The sequence below is a fragment of the Bradyrhizobium sp. CB3481 genome, from assembly GCF_029714305.1.
In the GTDB taxonomy this organism is placed as follows: Bacteria; Pseudomonadota; Alphaproteobacteria; order Rhizobiales; family Xanthobacteraceae; genus Bradyrhizobium.
Window position 1 is genome coordinate 6,817,637 of the sequence record NZ_CP121647.1, and the last position, 18,882, is coordinate 6,836,518.

An 18,882-nucleotide genomic window follows, 5' to 3' on the forward strand; every position below is an offset into this window, starting at 1 on the left:
CGAATAGCGAGTGGTCGAAGCGAACCATTCGCTACTCGCCATTCGCTATTCGCCTATTTCACCACCCCGACTTCCCGAAAATACTTCATCACCCCCGGATGAATCAGCTCCGCATTCGGCGCGGCCGCGATCGTATTCGCGGCCGTGGTCTCACAGGCCTGCGGCAGCTTCTTGCAGAGGGCAGTCTCTGCCCCGTGCAGGGTGCGCGCGAGGCGGTAGGCGACATCGTCCGGCAGGCTTTCGCGCGCGAGCACAAAACTCCAGGAGCCGATAGAATCGATGGCTGCCGGCTGGTTCGGATAGCTGTTGGCCGGGACCGTCAGCGGTTTCAGGAAGGTGTGCTTGGCGCGAACGCGCGCGATCTCGCCGGCATCGGGCGCGATGAACCGCGCCCCGCCCGGCGCCTGCGCCATCGTGGCAAAGCCCGGCCAGCCGATGCCGGCGCCCCACAGCGCGGCGGCGCGGCCGTCCTGCACCATGGCCGGGCCGTCGCCGGCGCGGTCGAGATAGATCGATTTGAAATCCTCGTCCTGCTTCAGGCCGATGCCGTCCAGGATATAGCGCGACAGGATCGGCAGGCCGGAGCCCTTGGCGCCGAAGGCAACGGGCTGGCCGACCAGATCCCTGATCGTCTTGTAGGGACTGTCCGCCCGCACCACGAACATGCCGGGGCTGGAATACATCGCGGTGAGGATCTTCAGCTTGGTCGGCGCCCGCCCGATGCCCATGAAGGCCTCATAGGCCGGCTCGCCCGCCACCAGGGCGATGTCGAGCTGGCCTGATTCCAGCAGCGGGATGTTCTCGTTGGAGCCCTTGGTGTTGCGCGGCTCGATCGACAGCGCCGGATCGGCTGCATTCATGATTTCCGCAAACGCGCCGCCGTAAACCGGGAAGCCGCCGCCCGGCGTCGCAGTCCCCAGGCTGATGGTGGTCTTGGTAATGGCCTTGCCTCCCTCCTGCGCCCCCGCGTTGCCCGCAAGCAGCAGGCCGATGCTGGCAATCCAAGCGAGTTTCATTGTTGGCCTCAAGCGTTCCATGACGAATGATGCAGCAGAGGTTGTAGGCAAGCCCGGGCGCTTGTGAAAGCGCGTTTTCCGCCTCAAACCCGGCATTGCCGTATCGCTGTCATGCCTGTAAACGATGGCGGCACCGTTGCCGGCCGCCCTCTTCCCGCGGCCGTCCCGCGGCGGGGCCTGTAGCTCAATGGTTAGAGCCGGCCGCTCATAACGGTCTGGTTGCAGGTTCGAGTCCTGCCGGGCCCACCAGCCTTCGCTCGCGAAGCGAGTGAAGGCGCCGTAGCCGAAGACCGGTTGCTCGGACCACGAGCTTCGGCTCGGCAAGCCAACCACCGCCGAAAGATCGAATCGCCACGCTCCAACAAAAATATCGAAAACAACCCCATGCAAAGTAGAAATGGACGCGGCTGGTCAGGATTCCGGGGACGCTGCGCCATTTGACATGTCGGGCAAATCAGCGGCATGGATACATTATCGGCCAATCCGCGAACGGCCACCGCCCGGTCGCTCCGTCGACTCACGACATGCTCCGCATGACGAGCTCAAAACCCGCCAGGCGCGAAATCGAAACTAATAGTTCGCGGTGTTTGGGGAAGCCCGTCTTCGCTCGCGAAGCGAAGGTGCCTATCTGACGCAATCGTCCGGAGGTGTTTTCCCGGCGAAGCGGTCAGTTATCCAGTTCACCGCCGCTATCGTGCTCGCTTGCGCGGCGCGTCCGTGGCCGATACCGGGCAGCATGACCATCCTGACCTTGCTGCCAGCCTTGCACAGCTTGTCCATGTAGGCCTGCGTAACCACGGGCTGGATGATCTGGTCGTTGGTCCCCTGCGCCAGAAGGATGGGAATCTCAGGAGAGAGCACGCCGGTGCTGTTCTGTTCGAGAAGCGAGCGCCATGGTTCGGCCTTGGTCGGATCTTGCACCGTCAGGAAATATTGATCGAGCGGCCTCCCTGTTCTTTGTCTGACGATCAGGTCGAAAGGCCCTTCGATGCATTCTTGCGCCAGCCTGTCGATGGCGGGCATGGCGCGCGGATCGACGACCTTGTCGATAGCGGCTCCGTAGACGCGGTGCCACGACCATAGCGTCATCGCCGTGATGTTCTTGCCACCGATCGAGTTGATGTCGTCACTCATCAGCTTCGCAAGATCCGTCGCTGGCGCCGCCGCAGCGACTCCAAGAAGTTTCAGCTCAGGGGCGTAGTCGTTTGCCATCATCCCAGCGAAGAGCGCAGCTTGCCCGCCTTGCGAATGTCCCCATACGATGAAGTCCTTGCCCTCGCCTACCCGGGGAAGGGAGCGTGCGGCGCGCACGATATCGATCACGGCGCGACCTTCGCTCTCACCCACCAGATAAGGATGCGGGCCCGGCGTGCCGAGCCCCGGATAATCGGTCGCCACCACGACGAAGCCACGGGCGATCATCGAGCGAAGGCCCTGGATCTGCTGAAACAGAAAAATCGCCAGCGACGGCGCGCAGCGCGGGACGATGCCCGATGTAGGATGCGCCCAAGCAACGATCGGACGACCGCCGGGCGGGGGCGCATCTTGCGGGACGATGACGACGCCAGACACAAAGATCGGCCGGCCGTTCAGCCCCATCGACCGATAGAGCACGCGATAGGTGGAGGCGCCGAGCGGAGCGCCGTCCATCGGCTCCTGCCGCACCAGGGTGCCCGGCGCACCAGCGAGCAATGATTCCGGCGCATCATAAAATGCCGTCTGGGCCGACGCTATCCGCGCCAGGCCAAAGATCGCTGCGGCGACGAGCGCATTTGACATCCATTTGCGCCGCCAGCTGCCGACGAAATTGAGGTACCGCATGGTCCAGCTCACGTGCTTACAAGCCGTAGAGTATCTTCAGACCGCCGCTGGCATGAAGAGCAATCAGGATTCCTTCGCTCAACATCTGCACTTTCTCGAGCCTTGCCGAGTCGAGGCGCCCCTCCATGCGAAAGCCATCCTTCAGTGGGCGCGTCAGGCGCTCGTTCGCCGCCATGAGCAGGTTCTGATAGGAGATGCCGTAGTCGAGATTAGCAACATTCTTCAGCTGCGCCGCCAGCTGTTGCACGGCAGATCGAATCTGGCTGTCATCTGACGAAGTTGTCAGGTCGATTTCGCCGAGACTGAAGGTCTTGGCGTTAGTATCGACTTTTGGCGTGGCGGAGAGATATGTCCATTGGCCTGCGCTGGAATCGGTGTCCGAACTCTTTGCGAGGCGCAGGCCGATCACGAGTTTACCCGATGACGGATAAACCTGAACCTCGCGCACGGAAGTGTCCTGGGCCGGCGCGGCTGCCATCGCCTGGCTGATCTTGTCCTTGAGCGTGTCGTAGTTGATGCGGATGGGAAGAATGACGTCGAAAGTTCCCGGCTCCGCCACCGCGGTGCCGAGCGGCGGCAGTCCTGTCGGCGTGACAGCCGGCGGCTGCTGCCCTATCACGGTTTCGGCGGAGCCGGTAAGTTCAAGCGATCCCCACAATAGCTTGACGTTGGCGCGGACCCCGGCGAAAGCCGCGCTGTGCGGGGTCAGCTGCAGCCAGGTCGGTGGATCCTCCGCGAGTTTGATGGGTTCAAACGCGTGACGCCACGCCATCTCGGCTTTGCCGTGCAGGTCGAGTGCGCGCGCCGCCGCCAGCGCGCGCGACCGGATGCGGCCAAGTTGCGTCCGGATGTTGGGCTCGACATAGGGCGCCAGGTCAAACTCGCGGCCGAGCACGTGAAGATAGGGATGTTCGCTCCAGTGGAAGAAGTCGCTGATGTTTAGCTGCAGCGACCCATCCCTCCGCAGCTCGGGGCGCGCTTCAACCTCGATCGTCGCGCGCGCCTCGGTGTCGCCGCGAATGCGCGCCGTGAAACGATTGGCTCCTTGGCCTTCGGCGGCGCCATATATCGAGACCGTTCCGAAGACGCGGTCGCCCCGGCCATACAGAGAGACCGGGCTGGTCCGGTCGACGAAACCCCAGACATCGCAGTTGGCGTTGACGCGGAAAATGAGAACACGACGATGAACGCAGTTGACGCGTTCGTCGATGGTGGCAAGCCGCTTTGGAATATCCCGCTCGATCACCGCAGCGAGCGCCGGCAGCCCGAACTCGACCGTCGCGGAGATGCGAGAGGTCGTTACGAGCGGTGTTGCTGCGTCCGGGCTCAGCGCCGGCTTATCGGCGCCGAACGCGATCGACGGGAGCGCTCCAAGAGCGAGTGCGGCGAGGCGGGCTATGCCCATGCGCGATCTATTCGCGATCGAATCGTATTCCGGTTGATATGTGCGTGATGGAGGAATCATTTCCGTGCTCCAGCTTCAAGCAAAACCAGAACCACAGTCGGTACTCAGTGCGGTCGCGAGCGATAACGGCACTATGCGTTAGGAGTGCATGAAAGGCGGAACCTGCTTTGCGATCCACGCTCGGCAGGTTGGCAACTCCGAAATCGAGCTACCGCCATTCCGTATCCGTCTTTGGCAAGTGCCGGGCGGATCCCCACGGTCTCTATCTCACGATGAACGCGAGACGTCCTGCAAGTCAAATGACAAATGACGCAAAACGATGGCCTTCAGCCCCTCGGCGAAATCGAGCGAGGCCAGAGAAATGAACGAACTGACCTCTATCCTCCCGCTCATAACGGTTTGTTTTTCGGTTTGAGTCCCTCTTGGCCCATCGATTCCCGCCGCTTCTCGAGCCTACGTTTGCTGGACAAGCGAATGCAACGCTTGGACCGCATCCTTCCGCTTCTCAACAGCAACAAACAAACTGACCGAATGCGGCGACAACACATACTTGTCAGGGACAATCCCGTGCTGTCCAAGAACCTGCAACGCCCTGAACGGCAACTCCGGTGAAATGCCGCCGAAGCAGGTGAGACTGACTGAGCTTGAAGCCTCGCGCTGCCTGCGCAGATCCTTGGCATGCTCCAGCGTGCGCAACAGGGCATCGAGCCACTCCGAATCGCAGGTCACCATCATGCCGGCTTTTCCTGCGGTGAAGTGTGATGCCAAGAGCTGCGGCCAAGACAGGCTGTTTTGCTTGAGATGGTGAGCGAATTTCTCAAAGCCATCATTGAGATCCTTGCAATCGATTTCCACGTACTCAACGCGAGCCATCGAGTTGACGGCCAGAACCTTTCCGTTTTCCATGCCTGCAACCTCTTTCATCACCAGCGTGCTACGCTTGGCGCCGTCCCACTGCTTGACAACCAGCCGCACATCCTGACTTTGCGCCAGCTCGACGCTGCGAAAATGCAGGACCTTTGCCCCCCAGAAGCACATCTCCGACAGCGATGCGAAGTCGACCCGCCGCAACGGCTTTGCATCCGTCACGATGCGCGGGTCGGCCGAACAAATCCCATCGACCTCTTTGATGATTTCACAGCGCTCGGCTTTCAGCGCTGCGGCCATCGCGACCGCCGTGGTGTCGCTGCCGCCCCGGCCGAGCGTGGTGATTTCCCGGGTCGCCGGGTTCACGCCCTGAAATCCCGCCAGCACCACGACGCGCCCACGATCAAGTTCCTCGCGCACGCGAATGGGCCGAACATCCACAATGCGTGCGGCGGAATGGGAGTCGTCGGTCATCACGCCGGCCTGACTGCCGGTGAAGCTGATCGCAGGCACCCCGAGATCGGAAAGCGCCATGCTCATCAGCGACATGCTGATGCGCTCCCCTGTCGTCAGCAGCATGTCGAGTTCGCGGCGGTTGGGACTAGGGCTTACCTGATAAGCCATCTGGATCAATTGATCGGTGGTCTTGCCCATGGCGGAGACGATCGCCACGACACGATAACCGCGGCCATGCAAGTCGGCGAGACTGCGCGCCACGGCGCGAATTTTCGCCGGCGTCTCAAGACAGACGCCGCCATATTTTTGCACGATGATGGGATGGTTGCGCATCTACCCCCGGTGGGAAGCCTCACTCGCCTCGTCCAGTGAACCAACGCCGCCTATCCACGTACCGACGACCTCATAGTTCGGAGTGAAAGCGACGAGGTCCGCGCGGTATCCGGGCGCGATCCGTCCAAACTCGGACTCAAGGCCCAGAAAGGCCGCAGGCGTCCGAGACGCCATCATGAGAGCATCGGCAAGGGAGATTCCGAGCAGCGCAACGGCGTTGCGCACCGCCTCGATCATGGTGAGGTGAGCGCCGGCGAGCGTGCCATCGGGGCCAGTCAGGCGATTTTCGTGCAACGTGATCCGCCTTCCCTGCAGCATGAATTGCCGGTCGTTGGTACCCACCAATGGCATGGCATCTGTGACCAGCATCAAACGATCGCGCCCCTTGCAGCGGAAGGCAACACGCAAACCGGCACGGTCAACATGGATGCCGTCGCAGATGATCCCTGCAAACAGCCGGTCATCATCAAGCGCGGCCCCCACCAAGCCCGGCTCCCTTGCGTTCAACTGCGACATGGCATTGAACAGATGGGTCACCCCGGAGACACCGCGATCGACCGCCTGCCCGATTTCGGGCGCGGTGGCGTCGCTGTGGCCGGCCGCGATACGCAATCCGGCGCCGATCAATTCGTCAATCACGGACGCAGGAACGCATTCCGGGGCCAGGGTCACGATGGAACGGCCGCAGCCTCCAAACCTTTTGATCGCGGCGAGATCGCGCCGATCGGGAACGCGTATCTCGGCTTCCGGATGAATGCCCTTGCGAGATCGGTTGAGAGCCGGTCCTTCCAGATGAAAGCCGAGCACGCCCGGGATTTTCGAACAAGTCTCAGCGACTGCCGCTAGCCGCTCCAGGACGTCGCTGCGATCGGTGATGAGGGTCGGCAAGCAGCCCGTGGTCCCCGCCTTGCGGTGCGCCTCAACGATGCATCGAACGCCGGCCTCTGTTGGCTGGTCGTTGAGAAGGACGCCCCCGCCTCCGTTCACCTGAATGTCGATAAATCCGGGTGCAAGGATCGAATCTGCGGGAAGGTGGATTGAGCCACGCGACTCTGCCTCGCCGTAACCGATGCTTTCAATCCGCCCCTGCGAGATCCTCACCGACCCCGGTCCGCGCATGTCCGTGCCATCGAAGATGTGCTGCGCGGCAATGATGAGAGAGACGGAAGACCCAGCGTGGCCCATCAGTGTTCATCCGAGAATGCAGTCACGGACTCGTGAGGCGAGCCCCATTTCCCCATAGAACTTCATATGTACGCCGAGGGGCGTGGGAAGGACCCGAAGCGAAACCCTGGCGTTAACGTTCCATGGGAACAAAAGGTACCACGTATCTCGGCATTGATGGCGGCGGAACCCGTTGCCGCGCCCGGATCGAAGACGAAAACGGCGGGGTGCTCGGTGAGGCGAACTCAGGGCCTGCCACGACGCGGATCGGCGTCGAGAAGGCGTGGCGGTCCATTATGGAGGCTACCGAAGCGGCAACCGCACTCGCCGGACTGACCCGCGAGGATTTCGCGCGGATGCACGCCGGAATTGGCCTTGCCGGTATTGGTCGCCGGGGCGCAGAAGCGGCGCTCAACAGGATCGCGCATCCCTTTGCATCCGTCACCTTCATCAGCGATGGCCTGGCAGCCTGTCTCGGCGCCCACAGTGGTGCGGACGGGGCCATCGTGGTTGCCGGCACCGGCTCGGTGGGGATCGGCCTGATCGGCGGCCGCGAAGTCCGTCTCGCCGGTTACGGCTTTCCTGTGTCGGACGAAGGCAGCGGCGCCGACATCGGCCTGCAGGTCGTTCGACTGGCGCTACGCGCTGCGGATCGTCGCAGCGAGCTGACCCCGTTGCTGTCAGAGGTGCTGGGCGCATTCGACCACGATCCCTACCAGGCGGTGGCCTGGTCTGAAGAAGCCAGGGCCACGGACTACGCTGCATTCGCGCCGATCGTGATGCGGCACGCCAATCAGGGCGATCCGGTCGGCCGGCGCATTGTCGAACGCGCGGCCGATGCGATCGGCGATCTGCTCGATCTGTTCCTGGCGAGAGGTATTGACCGCCTCTCCCTGGTGGGCGGGCTCGCGGATGCCGTCACGCCCTGGCTGACGCCCGACCTGCGCGCCCGCCTGAGGCGGCCTGACGCCGATGCGGCGGCCGGCGCGCTACTGGTGGCGCGAGGGCGGCTTGCCCTGCCCAAGAGAGAAACTGACCATGAACAGGCTTCGAAGTTCCGCGTTTGAGGGCGCTTGGATCAACAACATGGCCACCGAAGACGTCGACCCCCGCTTTGCCGATCTTGACGCATGGTCGCTCGCGTCAGCGATGGAAGCGATGTGGGAGGGCCAGCTTGCGGCAGTGGCGGCGATCGGCCATGCCCTTCCGGCGATCACCGCGGCGACCGAAGCGGCCAAGGCGGCTTTGGGCGACCGCGGTCGCATTGTCTATGTCGGCGCCGGCACTTCGGCCCGCGTCGCCGTGCAGGACGGCGCCGAGCTGACGCCGACTTTCGCCTGGCCCAAGGAGCGCGTCCACTTTGTTGTCGCCGGCGGCGACAGCGCCTTCGTCACCAGCATCGAGGGCGCGGAGGACGATGTTGATGACGCGATCGCGCAGATCAATGCCGCACAGCTCACACAACAGGACGTGGTGATCGCCGTTGCCGCCAGCGGGACAACGCCATTCACGGTGGCGGCGCTGCAGCAGGCAGGCTCTTTCGGCGCCGTGACGATCGGTGTCGCCAACAATCCCGGCACCGCACTGCTGGCATCGGCAAAGTTTCCGATCCTGATCGAGACCGGGCGCGAGCTGATCGCCGGCTCCACGCGGATGAAGGCCGGCACCGCGCAAAAGGTTGTCCTCAACCTGATCTCCTCAGGGATCATGCTGCGCCTTGGCCGGGTGTATCGCGGCATGATGGTGAACATGCAGCCGACCAATGCCAAGCTGAAGCGGCGCGCCGAGGCCATGGTGGCGCAGATCGCGCACTGTAATCCGTCGCACGCGGCACGCTCGCTCGAGCAGGCCGATGGAGACGTCAAGACGGCAGTCCTTCTGGCATTGGGACTAGACCCGGCTGATGCCGAGACCGTTCTGAAGGACGGCGACGGCAACCTACGCCGGGTGTTTGCCGAGCTCGCCAGGGATCGTGATTCGGATCGTGATTCGAATCGTGACCGGCATTCCAGGGAGGCAACAGCGCGCAAGCAAGGCGGAGGTTGAGCCGTGACAACATCCGCAATGGCGAGCGAAATCGCGGAAAGCGCAGATGTCGTCGATAAAATCGTTCGCAATCGCCCCGCCACGCGCGACATCGCACGGCGAATTGGGATTGGCGCCGCCCCCCTGTGCGTCGTGTGCGGCCGGGGAAGCTCCGGGCACGCCGGGGTTTTCCTGAGATACCTTATCGAGACGCGGCTTCGCCTTCCGGTTTCAGCCAGCGCGCCTTCGGTGATCACGGCATTTCGCACGCCCTTGATGCTGCCTCATGCGCTGTTCATCGTGATCTCGCAATCCGGACGCAGCCCGGATCTTGTCGCGGCGACCAGGTCGGCGCGCGCAGCGGGCGCCCGCACCCTCGCCATCGTCAACGCGATGTCCTCGCCCGTGGCTGACGAGGCGGAGTTCGTCGTTCCGATCGAAGCCGGCCAAGAGCACTCGGTCGCGGCGACCAAGACCGTGATCGGCTCGATGGCCGCTGGCGCCGCACTCGTTGCCGAGCTGGCGGGAGATCGTGCGCTGCAGTCGGCACTGGACCGACTGCCCGCGCGCCTGCACCGCGCGGTGGCGCTCGACTGGTCCGAGATATCAGATGACCTCGCCAAGGCGTCGGCCGTGTTCGTGGCAGCGCGGGGCCTGGGCCTGGGCTCGGCGCGGGAGATCGCGCTCAAACTTTCGGAAATCCTGCGCCTGCCGTCGATCGGCCTGTCCGCCGCCGAGCTGCAGCATGGGCCGCGGGCCGCGTTGTCATCGCGCACGCCTGTAATCATGATGCGCTTCATGGATGAAACGGCTGGTACGGTGGACGCCCTGGCGGAAGAATTGCGCGAGCAAGGGATCGCGCTGCATCTCTGCGGCGGACCGCAGGGATCGCTGCCCTGGTTGGCCGAGGATGATCCCACAACCGACCCGATCACCATGCTCGTTCCGGCCTATCGGATCATTGAGCAGACCGCGCGCGCCTGCGGATTTGATCCGGATCGTCCCCCTCGCCTGAGCAAGATTACCGAGACGTTTTGACACTGGAAGGTTCGCGCGACCGAGTCCGCATTCAGCGCAACCCTTTTGGTTCACGCCCTGCCCTTGATCTCATCGGGCGCAAACCGGCATCCCGGTGAACCGCGGCATGAAGCGCCCCAATCGCGTCCGCTTGAAATGACCTATCCCACGGCCCAGGCCGCGTGCCGAGGGACGACGACGGTCACATTGTCGCCGACCGAATAGCCGCCAAAGGCGGGCGCATCGACATTGAGGCGACCGTTCTCGATCTCCACCACGATCGACCTTGTCGGGCCGCGGAAGATCGTGTGGGCGATCCGTCCGGACCAGCGCAGCCCGTCCTTGTCGGTGCTTGCGGGTGCAATACGGATGTCTTCCGGCCGCACCATGACCGTGACGGTTTGTCCTGCCGGCACCTCGGTTGCAGCCTCGCATCGCCCCTGCCAACCGTGCCCGACGACGTCAAGCTGAACCCGGCCTCCCTCCAGGCGCGCACACGCCTCCACACTGGCGTTCAGGAGATTCGGGTTGCCGAAGAATCCCGCGACCGTGCGATTGGCCGGGTAGCGATAGATGTCTTCGGGGGCCCCCACCTGCTGAATTCGTCCCTGGTCCATCACGACCACGCGGTCGGAAAGCGCCATCGCCTCCGACTGATCATGCGTGACATAAAGGGTGGTCATGCCGAGCCGCCGCTGGATTGTGCGGAATTCGTCGCCCATCTGCAGCCGCAGCTTGGCGTCGAGATTGCTCAGCGGCTCGTCAAGAAGCAGCACTTTCGGCTCGAACACCAGCGCCCGCGCGATGGCCACGCGCTGCTGCTGGCCGCCCGAAAGCGCCGGCGCAGGCCGCTCGGCAAAACTTTCCATTTCCACCAGGCGCAGCGCCCGCAAAACCAGATCGCGGATTTCGGCGGCGCGACGCCGACGCACCCGCAACGGATATGCGACGTTTTCGAACACCGTCATATGCGGCCAGATCGCGTAGGACTGGAACACCATGCCGAGGCGTCGCCGCTCCGATGGAACAAATACGCCCGAAGCCGCATCGCTGACCACCTCGTTGCCGAGGCTGATCCGGCCACTGGTATTCTGTTCAAGGCCTGCGACCATCCGCAGGGTGGTTGTTTTGCCGCAGCCGGACGGTCCGAGCAGTGTTACGAACTCGCCTTCGGCGACGCGGAGATCAACGTCGTTCACGGCGGTAAACTCGCCGAATTTCCGGCTGACTTTCTCGAGGACGACATTTGACATCAGACACCTACCCTAGTCACAGGGCGCCAATCCACCGCTTGATGACGCGGAGCTGCACCCATCTGAAGATGATCACCATGGCCATCATGATGAGACCGATCACGCTCACCTGCTCCGCGCTGCCGTTGGCCCAGAGCTTCAGGAGGACCACCGAGAGAACCTCGGAGCCGACCGAATAGAGCAGCACGGAGGCGCTCAACTCGCGCATGATTCCGAAGAAGATCAGGACCCAGCCCACGGCAAAGGAGGGCCACACCAGGGCGACCATGATGCGCCACATCGTCTGCAGCCAGTTCGCCCCGTGCACGCGCGAGCACTCTTCGAGGTCGTAGGACAATTGACCGTAGGCGCTGGACATGACGCGCACCGACAGCGGCGTTCCCAGCGAGATGTAGGCGAGCAGCAGCGCCCAGATCGTCCCGTAGATCGGGATGGCGTGCGGCAGCAGCGCGAAACCCCACAGGAAGCCCACGCCCAGAACGATACCCGGCATCATCCATGGCAGCCAGGCCATGGTGTCGATCAGGCGGCGGCCGCGCCATTTGGTCCTGACCGAGACGTAGGCGACGATGCCGCCGAGCACCATGGTCAAGGTGGCGCCGACGAAGCCGAGCAGCATGGTATTGCCGAAGGCGCGCCAGAACTCGCTGCTGCCCGCCACCGCCTGATAATGCTCGAGCGTCAGCATGTCCCATTCGTAGAAGCCGAAGAACTTGAAGAACGATCCGATCAGGAGCTGGCTCACCGGCAGCACCACCGTGACGGCGAAGAACAGCGCGCAGAAGGCGAATGTCGCCCAGCGCCATTTGCCGAGCTTCATGACCGCGGGCGAATAGCCTTTCCCCGTGATGGTCTGGAAACTGCGGCCGCGCAGCATGCGCCACTGCATCAGGATGATCAGAAACATCAGGGCCATGATCACGAAGCTGATGGCGGTGGCATACTGATATTGCGGCGGCGAGCGCTGATTGATGGAGTCGTAGATATCGGTCGTGATGACGTGGATGCCGGCCGGCGAGCCGAAGAACAGCGGCGATTCGAAATTCTCGATGCCCCGGATGAAGCTGAGGATCGCCGCTCCGGTCAGCGCCGGCAGCATCAATTGCAGCGTAACGGTGCAGAAGGTCCGAAAGCGCGTCGCGCCGCACATCCGCGCCGCCTCCTCCAGGCTCGGGTCCATCGAGCGAAAGGCGTCGACGATCAACAGGAAAAGGAACGGCACCGAATATTGCATCATGTGCCAGATGACGCCGCCGTAGGAATAGACGTTGACCGGCGACGCGGTCGATCCGGTGGTCCACTGGTAGAGCTGGTTCAACAGTCCGACCTGCGGATTGCCCAGCATGCCCCATGCCATCGCGGTGAGGATCGGCGGAATGAAGAAGGGCAGCGTGACCAGCACCTCCAACGTGCCGCGAAACGGCGTATCGGTCCTCGCCAGGATCCAGGCGAGCAGCACGGCCAGGATCAGCGACGGAATCGTCTTGGCCAGCGCAATGCCGACGGTGTTGAGCAGCGTGAGCAGATTTTGCTGTGAAACGATTTCGCGGTAACCGTCGAGCGTGAATACGCCGGCAACGCCCGGCGGCGTCGAATGGAGGCTCCCATAGAGCAGCATCGACAGCGGATAGACCGACAGAAAGGCAAGAACCATCGCAAGCAGCGTCAGCCCGACGATGCGGCCGGCCGGCGCACCGTTCAGGAGGCGCCATGCGCGAGGCAGCCGCGTCCGTGCTGGCGCGATATCGGCTACGCGGTCGTCGGCCGAGAGAGCCATCTGCCGGCGCCTAGGGATAAAGTTTCTTGGCCAGCGCCATCATGTCCGGGCGCTCGGAGAGTTTCGCCATGCCCATCAGCTTGGCGTTGGCATAAGGCTGCGCGGCGGAATCGGCGCGCTCGGCCGCGCCGTTCACCACCGGAAGCATCCAGGCATTGGCATAGAGCGCCTGGGATTCGACGGTGAGGAAATGCTGCATGAAGACGCGCGCCGCATTGACGTGCGGGGCGTTCTTCAGGACCGCGAGATCCATCTGTGCATACGGCGCCCCCTCCTGCGGCACGATCACCTTCACCGGCAGGCCCTTGAGATCGGAGGCAAAGGCGAACACCTGCGTGATGTAGATTGGATATTCGCCGCGGGCGACGCGCCGGGCGTCGTTGCGCATATCGCGGCTGAAAACCGGTTTCTGCTCGGCGAGCTTTTCGTTGAATGCGGCACCCATGTTGTTCTGCAGCACCGCGAACAGGGTATTGCCGCTGCCGAGCGGACGCATGTCGTCGGACAGCAGCTTGCCCTTCCACTTCGGCGAATTCAGATCGTTCCAGCTCTTGGGAACATCGTCATCCCTAACCAGCCTGGTGTTGATCAGGATTCCCATGGGCTGGACGTAGGCGGGAATGCTGTGCTCGTTGGCCTTGAACGGCGGCCGCAGGTTCACGGCATTCGGGATCGGCGGCAGTTTCTGGATGAAATCGCCGTTCTTGAGCTGCTCCTCGATCATGGTCGTGGTGACCATTTCGACATCGCCGAGATATCGTCCCGCCGATTGCTCGGTCCTGATGCGCTCGACGAGTTCGCTGGCGCGCAGATCGAGGCTCTCGACGGTGATGCCGTATTCCTTCTCGAACGACTTGATCACCGCTGAGAAGTAGGGCGCGCCGAGCGCCATGTTGTAAACGACAACCTTGCCCTCCTTCTTCGCGGCGGCGACGACGGCATCCCAGGACGCATCCTGCGCGGACGCCGGACACGCAAAGCCGGCAGCAAGGGCAGCGAGGGCAATTCTCTTGAGCTTCAAGAACACGTTATCCTCCACGCGGTTTATTGTTTTGCCGATCGACCGCATCGATCAGGTGTCAGACTTCGATCACCACATATTGCTTCTCGATCAGGACCGGAAACGTTTGGGCCTGAAGCTCGCCTTCGACGAGGGCCCCGCCCGATTCCACCTTGAGGTCGTAGCTGCGAACCTTGGTGCGATCGGGTTCGCACCAGGATTTGCCGGTCCTTAAGTCAAACTCCCAGCCATGCCAGGGGCACCGCAACAACTCGCCGCGACGGCTGAACCGGTAGGACCCGGGCTCGCTGGATTCCACCAGACCGACGAGGCGCCCCTTGCACAGCGATGCGCCCTCGTGCGGACAACGGTTGCTAACGGCGAAATACTCTCCGCCGACATTGAAGATGCCGATTTCCCGCCCACCCACCCTCACCAGCAGCCGCTGGCCGGGAGGGATGTCATCGACGGTTGCAACAACATGCCGCGTCATCAGGACAGCCCGTAGAAAGCCTGCGCGTTGCCAAAGAGAATCTGATCGCGCTGCTTCTCGCTCAGGTTGGCGCGGAAGGCGTAACGTGGGTCGTCAAAGTCCCAATGCGGATAGTCGGTCGAGAACAGCAGGCGATCCCAGCCGATCCGGTCGAACAGATCGATCAGTTGCGCGGCGCTTCCCGGCTCTTCCATCGGCTGGGTCGTGAACCACACCTGCCGGCGGACATATTCCGACGGCGGCCGCTTCAGATGCGGCACCTCGCTGCGCAGGCGCGACCAGTGCTTGTCCATGCGCGCGGTCAGCGACGGGATCCAGCCGAGCCCGCCTTCCATGATCACCACGCGGAGCTGCGGAAAGCGTTCGAACACGCCTTCGAAGACGAGGCTGGTCAGAATCGCCTGCATGGTTTCCGCCACGGTATGGTGCTCTTCCATGTAATAGGACGCCCAGCCTCCGCCGGTAGAAGGATGGCCATTGGTGCCGCCGACATGGATGGCGATCGGCAGATTGTTGCGCACCGCCGCCTCGAATATCGGCCAGTAGCGGCGGCGGCCGAACGGCTCATCGGTCTTCGGCAATACCAGGATCTGGGTAAAGTTCGGATCGCCTGCCCGCGCGTCGATTTCGGCGACCGAAGCAGGTGTATCCTCCTGCGCGATCAGGACCGATGCCCGCAGGCGCGGCTCGTTCTTCACCCAACGTTCGACCTGCCAGGTGTTCATGGCCTGCGTCAGGGCCACGCCGAAATCCAGATTGCGCTGGCTGCCGGGATTCCAGCGCAGCGGAATCAACATGCCGGTCACGACCCCGTTGGGATCGAGATGCTGCTTGCGCATCAACTCGAGGCTCGAGCCCGGCGGGCCGCCCTCCTCCGGATAAGCATCGACCCGCGCCGCATCCGGCGACATTCGCGGATGCGACAGCGCTTCGGAGAAAGCGTGGCGCAGATGGCTGCCATAGATCGAGAGATGGTCGATCCATTGCTTGGCGAGGTATGGATGAACCTCGGTCCAGGAGGTCATCGCGGGATGGATATCGCAATCGATGATCCGGAGCCTGGATCTGGCGGCGCTAGTTCGCTCGAGGTCGACGGTGCTCATACGGCAATCTCCATGGCTCGATCGGCCTTCATCAGTCGCGGGTAGGTCGCAAGCGCATTATCACTGACGATCTTGCGGAGCAGCGCCGCGGAAAGTCCATCCGGCAACGCCGCATCGCCGTCGAATTGCCAGTGCGGATAGTCCGTCGAAAACAGGAATAGCTCGTCCGACCGCAGGTGATCGATCAGCCGCAGGATTGCCGCCGTCTCGTCGACGGCGTCGATTGGCTGGACAGTGAAGCGAACATGCTCGCGAACGATCTCCGATGGTGCGCGCGTCACCCAGGGCACTTCGGCGCGAACCCCCTTCCAGGTCTTGTCGGCGCGCCAGGCAAAGCCGCTCAGCCAGGTCAGGCCCGATTCGATCGCGACCACCTTGAGCCCCGGGAATTTGGCAAACACGCCCTCGGAAATCATGCTCTGCAGCTGATTTTCGAAGGCGGCCGATTGCGAGATATAGTCCTCGACAAAATAGGATGGCCATCCAACCGCGGTCGGCGCATAGCGGTAGGCGCTGCCGGCGTGGATTCCGATCGGCAGGCCAAGCTTCTCCGCTACCCGATAGATCGGCCACAATTGCCGCCGGCCGAGCGTAACTTCGCCGGACACGAGCATCAGCACCTGCACGAACCGCATGTCGTCCGCGCGCCGTTCGATCTCGGCGACGGCCAGCTCGGTGTTATGGGCCGCAACCACGATGGAAGCGCGCAGCCGGGAATCGCGGCTCAGCCACTCATCCCGGATCCAGTCATTGGTCGCCCGGCAGAACACCGCCGCCATGTCCTCGCTGTGCAGGACCTGGGCGCCGTAGAGGCAGTTGAGGATGCCAAACCGCTGCTGGTAGGGGTCCAGCACATGTTCCTGCATCGCCTGCAGCGAGGCGCCCGGTTTGGTGCCGTCCGGCAGCTTCCAGTCGGGACGGCACGACAATGGGACGTTCTGCGGATAGCAGGTGAGAGCGAGGTTGAGCCGATCGAGCGCGCGAACCGAGACCATTTCGCGCCAATAGTCGTCGAGATACGGCAGCAGCACGTTCATGCCGGGCACGGCCGGATGAAGATCGCAGTCGATTGCGCCGGCGTACCTGGCCGGGCGCTCTGCATTGGCCAACTCGCCGTTTGCCATGGACACCACCCTAATGCGTCGCCGGTTCTTGGTTTGCTTTTTGGGCCGGCGTCGGCTTTATGTTGATGCATCAATAAATGACATGTCAAGCAATTTGATATAGATCAATGCGCAGGGAACCGCCGCGTCGGGAGAGGTTCGCCGAGCTGCCAGGAGACTCCATTGATGCCTACGACCAAGCGATTGATGGTCAATGATGCGCCCTCGAAACGAACCCAACATGACGGCATGCTGGCGCAGGAACACCTCGCGATACTGGTGTCCACCATCGGGATGCGGCTTCTCCGGGGCACCACGGCCTACTACCGCGCCGCCTGGGATCTCGGCATGGCGGAATGGCGCCTGCTGATCGTCCTCAACAGCACCGAGTCACTCAATGTCAGTGAATTGTCAGGAGTGGCCGATCTGGACAAGGCCGCCGTAAGCCGCAGCCTCGCCGTGCTCGAGGAACGCAAACTGATTTCGGTCGAGCAGACCCGAACCCGCGGCCGCGCCGCGATCGCCAGACTGACGGCCGAAGGACGAAAACTGTCGGAAAAACTGCTGAAGGTCTCTCGCGCGCGGGAGGCGCGGCTGTTCAAGAATTTCAGCCGTGCCGACAGGGAACAGTTGAGAGCACTGCTTGAACGGCTGTCACAGGACTTGGCCGACGCCGATTGGGAGCACTAGTTCCCGGCCGGAGGCGACTTCGTCCGGGGGTCTCCGCCCGGGACTTGCGCACGGCAGCTATGCTTCGTTCAAGGCCTGCGCGATGTCTGCAATGAGGTCGGACGGGTGTTCGATGCCGATCGATAGCCGGATCGTGGAATCGAGGACGCCGATCTTGCGGCGGATTTCCACGGGAACACCGGAATGGGTCATGCTGGCCGGCAGGCTGGCCAGCGACTCTGTACCGCCCAAGCTCACCGCCAGCTTGAAGATTTGCAGCGCGTTCAGAAATCGGGACGCCGCTGCCTGGCCACCGACGATGTCGAACGAAAACGTGGAACCGGCGCCCAGGCATTGTCTGGCGAACAGGCGGCCGGCGGCCGAGGCCTCGTCGTGATGGGCGAGGTAATGAACCTTCTCCACCTTGGCGTGGTCGCGTAGATAGTCCGCCACCAGACGCGCATTCTGGTCGGCTTTTTCCATGCGCAGGCTCAGCGTCTCGAGCGACCGGCCAAGCATCCAGCAGGAATGAGGATCGAGCTGGGTGCCGATCGCGCCCCGCAGCGCCTTGATATCTTTCATCAGGGCTTTGGAGCCAAGCGCGGCGCCGGCGATCAGGTCGGAATGGCCGCCGACATATTTGGTCAGCGAGTACAATGAAATGTCCGCGCCATGCTCGATCGGCCGCTGGAAGACCGGCCCGAGCAGCGTGTTGTCACAGGCAACGATCGGCGTGTGGTCCTGCGCCTCGCCGATATTGTCGGCGATGCGGCGGACCATCGCGATATCGACGAGACCGTTGGTCGGATTCGCGGGAGTTTCGATCAGGATCATCGCAACCCGGCCCTTCTGCATGGCATCGTCGGCCGCCTGCTCGACCGCGTCCTCGTCGATACCGTCGGCAAAGCCTACCGCACGGATCGAAAAGTCAGCCAGCGTCTTCGCGAGCAGCGTTTCCGTCCCGCCATAGAGCGGCTGCGAATGCAGGATCACGTCGCCCGGCCGCGCGAAGGCCAGGATCGTGGTCGCAATCGCCGACATGCCGGACGAGAACAGCGCGCAGGATTCCGCGCGCTCATAGACGGCAAGGCGGTCTTCGACGATCTCGCTGTTCGGATGATTGAACCGCGAATAGACCAGGCCCGCGCCCATCCCCTCCGGCGGCTCGCGCCTGCCGGCGACATAGTCGAAGAAGTCCTTTCCATCTTCTGCGGTCTTGAAGACGAAGGTCGAGGTCAGGAAGACCGGAGGCTTGACGGCGCCTTCCGACAATTGCGGATCGTAGCCATAGTTCAGCATCAAGGTTTCCGGATGCAGCGTGTGGTTACCGATGTGGGTCTTCGACGGGAACGGTTTGACCATGGCCTCTCTCGCTGTCTT

16 protein-coding genes and 1 tRNA gene are annotated in these 18,882 nt (G+C 62.9%); 5 read left to right on the forward strand and 12 right to left on the reverse strand.

From position 1 onward, the window contains the following. Positions 1 to 53: 53 nt before the first annotated feature. Entirely contained in the window at positions 54 to 1,016 is a 963-nt protein-coding gene (locus tag QA643_RS33020) for a TAXI family TRAP transporter solute-binding subunit (protein ID WP_283029840.1), read from the reverse strand. A gap of 173 nt (positions 1,017 to 1,189) precedes the next feature. Between QA643_RS33020 and QA643_RS33025 the strand changes: the two genes are divergently transcribed. Beyond that, a tRNA-Ile gene (locus QA643_RS33025) sits at positions 1,190 to 1,265 on the forward strand. Between the two features lie 375 nt (positions 1,266 to 1,640). Here the strand turns inward: QA643_RS33025 and QA643_RS33030 are convergent. The 4 genes from QA643_RS33030 to nagA all read right to left on the reverse strand — a co-directional run bounded on the left by QA643_RS33030 (position 1,641) and on the right by nagA (position 7,083). After that, complete coding sequence (locus QA643_RS33030) at positions 1,641 to 2,837, reverse strand: alpha/beta fold hydrolase (protein WP_283029841.1); 1,197 nt, start codon at positions 2,835 to 2,837, stop codon at positions 1,641 to 1,643. Between the two features lie 16 nt (positions 2,838 to 2,853). Further along, on the reverse strand, positions 2,854 to 4,242 hold the full coding sequence (locus QA643_RS33035; RefSeq protein WP_283029842.1) for a DUF4403 family protein: 1,389 nt from the start codon (positions 4,240 to 4,242) through the stop codon (positions 2,854 to 2,856). 453 nt (positions 4,243 to 4,695) lie between these two features. Further along, the gene (locus tag QA643_RS33040; protein ID WP_283029843.1) at positions 4,696 to 5,898 is read right to left on the reverse strand and encodes an aspartate kinase; all 1,203 of its coding nucleotides are present in this window, start codon (positions 5,896 to 5,898) and stop codon (positions 4,696 to 4,698) included. After that, positions 5,899 to 7,083: an N-acetylglucosamine-6-phosphate deacetylase gene (gene nagA / locus QA643_RS33045; RefSeq protein WP_283029844.1), complete on the reverse strand. Its 1,185-nt coding sequence runs from the start codon at positions 7,081 to 7,083 to the stop codon at positions 5,899 to 5,901. It abuts the gene before it with no gap. Positions 7,084 to 7,205: 122 nt separating this feature from the next. Here nagA and QA643_RS33050 point away from each other — a divergent pair, with 122 nt between their 5' ends. Genes QA643_RS33050 through QA643_RS33060 form a run of 3 tightly spaced genes read left to right on the forward strand, consistent with a single transcriptional unit; the run spans position 7,206 to position 10,125 of the window. Then, positions 7,206 to 8,129, forward strand: a complete 924-nt coding sequence (locus QA643_RS33050; RefSeq protein WP_283029845.1) for a BadF/BadG/BcrA/BcrD ATPase family protein — start codon at positions 7,206 to 7,208, stop codon at positions 8,127 to 8,129. 19 nt (positions 8,130 to 8,148) lie between these two features. After that, positions 8,149 to 9,108 carry an N-acetylmuramic acid 6-phosphate etherase gene (locus QA643_RS33055; protein ID WP_283029846.1) on the forward strand — a complete coding sequence of 320 codons (960 nt, stop codon included), beginning with the start codon at positions 8,149 to 8,151 and terminating at the stop codon, positions 9,106 to 9,108. Between the two features lie 18 nt (positions 9,109 to 9,126). Next, entirely contained in the window at positions 9,127 to 10,125 is a 999-nt protein-coding gene (locus tag QA643_RS33060) for an SIS domain-containing protein (protein WP_283035005.1), read from the forward strand. 140 nt (positions 10,126 to 10,265) lie between these two features. Here QA643_RS33060 and QA643_RS33065 read toward each other — a convergent pair whose 3' ends face one another. Genes QA643_RS33065 through QA643_RS33090 form a run of 6 tightly spaced genes read right to left on the reverse strand, consistent with a single transcriptional unit; the run spans position 10,266 to position 16,854 of the window. Further along, positions 10,266 to 11,357, reverse strand: a complete 1,092-nt coding sequence (locus QA643_RS33065; protein ID WP_283029847.1) for an ABC transporter ATP-binding protein — start codon at positions 11,355 to 11,357, stop codon at positions 10,266 to 10,268. Positions 11,358 to 11,373: 16 nt separating this feature from the next. Next, on the reverse strand, positions 11,374 to 13,134 hold the full coding sequence (locus QA643_RS33070; protein ID WP_283029848.1) for an iron ABC transporter permease: 1,761 nt from the start codon (positions 13,132 to 13,134) through the stop codon (positions 11,374 to 11,376). 10 nt (positions 13,135 to 13,144) lie between these two features. Beyond that, on the reverse strand, positions 13,145 to 14,155 hold the full coding sequence (locus QA643_RS33075; RefSeq protein ID WP_283029849.1) for an extracellular solute-binding protein: 1,011 nt from the start codon (positions 14,153 to 14,155) through the stop codon (positions 13,145 to 13,147). Positions 14,156 to 14,213: 58 nt separating this feature from the next. Further along, positions 14,214 to 14,627 (reverse strand): Rieske (2Fe-2S) protein, encoded by a 414-nt coding sequence (locus QA643_RS33080; RefSeq protein WP_283029850.1) that lies wholly within the window; start codon positions 14,625 to 14,627, stop codon positions 14,214 to 14,216. Then, positions 14,627 to 15,730 (reverse strand): amidohydrolase family protein, encoded by a 1,104-nt coding sequence (locus QA643_RS33085; RefSeq protein WP_283029851.1) that lies wholly within the window; start codon positions 15,728 to 15,730, stop codon positions 14,627 to 14,629. The genes QA643_RS33080 and QA643_RS33085 overlap by 1 nt, the downstream gene beginning before the upstream one ends. Beyond that, positions 15,727 to 16,854 (reverse strand): amidohydrolase family protein, encoded by a 1,128-nt coding sequence (locus QA643_RS33090; RefSeq protein WP_283029852.1) that lies wholly within the window; start codon positions 16,852 to 16,854, stop codon positions 15,727 to 15,729. Before QA643_RS33090 ends, QA643_RS33085 begins: the two co-directional genes overlap by 4 nt. 186 nt (positions 16,855 to 17,040) lie before the next feature. Between QA643_RS33090 and QA643_RS33095 the strand changes: the two genes are divergently transcribed. Beyond that, positions 17,041 to 17,523: a MarR family transcriptional regulator gene (locus tag QA643_RS33095; RefSeq protein ID WP_283035006.1), complete on the forward strand. Its 483-nt coding sequence runs from the start codon at positions 17,041 to 17,043 to the stop codon at positions 17,521 to 17,523. A gap of 57 nt (positions 17,524 to 17,580) precedes the next feature. Here QA643_RS33095 and QA643_RS33100 read toward each other — a convergent pair whose 3' ends face one another. Beyond that, positions 17,581 to 18,864, reverse strand: coding sequence for a cystathionine gamma-synthase family protein (locus QA643_RS33100; protein WP_283029853.1), 1,284 nt, complete (start codon positions 18,862 to 18,864; stop codon positions 17,581 to 17,583). Between the last annotated feature and the right edge of the window lie 18 nt (positions 18,865 to 18,882).